This window comes from Pseudoalteromonas sp. NZS11_1 (assembly GCF_015864275.1).
GTDB classification, from domain to species: domain Bacteria; phylum Pseudomonadota; class Gammaproteobacteria; order Enterobacterales; family Alteromonadaceae; genus Pseudoalteromonas; species Pseudoalteromonas arctica.
In genome coordinates, this window is record NZ_JADYXK010000058.1 from 1 (window position 1) to 1,415 (window position 1,415).

1 rRNA gene is annotated in these 1,415 nt (G+C 51.3%); it reads left to right on the forward strand.

Annotated elements, in window-relative coordinates:
• Positions 1-1,402, forward strand: a 23S ribosomal RNA gene (locus I6F44_RS19465); the annotation flags it as partial.
• Positions 1,403-1,415 lie beyond the last annotated feature (13 nt).

Sequence of the window (1,415 nt, forward strand, 5' to 3'; positions counted from 1 at the left end):
ACACTAAACCTGAGACACGAGACGAGTCACTACGGTGATGAAGTTGCTGATGCCATACTTCCAGGAAAAGCCTCTAAGCTTCAGATTATATGGAATCGTACCCCAAACCGACACAGGTGGTCAGGTAGAGAATACTAAGGCGCTTGAGAGAACTCGGGTGAAGGAACTAGGCAAAATCGTACCGTAACTTCGGGAGAAGGTACGCTCCTATCTGTGATGAGACTTGCTCTCTAAGCGGACGGGAGCCGCAGTGACCAGGTGGCTGGGACTGTTTATTAAAAACACAGCACTGTGCAAAATCGCAAGATGACGTATACGGTGTGACACCTGCCCGGTGCCGGAAGGTTAATTGATGGGGTTATCCTTAGGGAGAAGCTCTTGATCGAAGCCCCGGTAAACGGCGGCCGTAACTATAACGGTCCTAAGGTAGCGAAATTCCTTGTCGGGTAAGTTCCGACCTGCACGAATGGTGTAACCATGGCCACGCTGTCTCCACCCGAGACTCAGTGAAATTGAAATCGCAGTGAAGATGCTGTGTACCCGCGGCTAGACGGAAAGACCCCGTGAACCTTTACTACAGCTTGGCACTGAACATTGAACCTACATGTGTAGGATAGGTGGGAGACTTTGAAGCAGCGACGCTAGTTGTTGTGGAGTCAACCTTGAAATACCACCCTTGTAGTTTTGATGTTCTAACGTTGGCCCCTGAATCGGGGTTACGGACAGTGCCTGGTGGGTAGTTTGACTGGGGCGGTCTCCTCCTAAAGAGTAACGGAGGAGCACGAAGGTTGGCTAAGTACGGTCGGACATCGTACGGTTAGTGTAATGGTAGAAGCCAGCTTAACTGCGAGACAGACACGTCGAGCAGGTACGAAAGTAGGTCATAGTGATCCGGTGGTTCTGAATGGAAGGGCCATCGCTCAACGGATAAAAGGTACTCCGGGGATAACAGGCTGATACCGCCCAAGAGTTCATATCGACGGCGGTGTTTGGCACCTCGATGTCGGCTCATCACATCCTGGGGCTGAAGTCGGTCCCAAGGGTATGGCTGTTCGCCATTTAAAGTGGTACGCGAGCTGGGTTTAGAACGTCGTGAGACAGTTCGGTCCCTATCTGCCGTGGGCGTTTGAGAATTGAGAGGGGTTGCTCCTAGTACGAGAGGACCGGAGTGAACGAACCGCTGGTGTTCGGGTTGTCATGCCAATGGCATTGCCCGGTAGCTACGTTCGGAACTGATAAGCGCTGAAAGCATCTAAGCGCGAAGCAGGCCTCGAGATGAGTTCTCACTAGACTTTTAAAGTCTCTGAAGGGCCGTTGAAGACTACAACGTTGATAGGCAAGATGTGGAAGTGGTGTGAGCCATTAAGCTAACTTGTACTAATTACCCGTGAGGCTTAACCATACAACGCCAAACG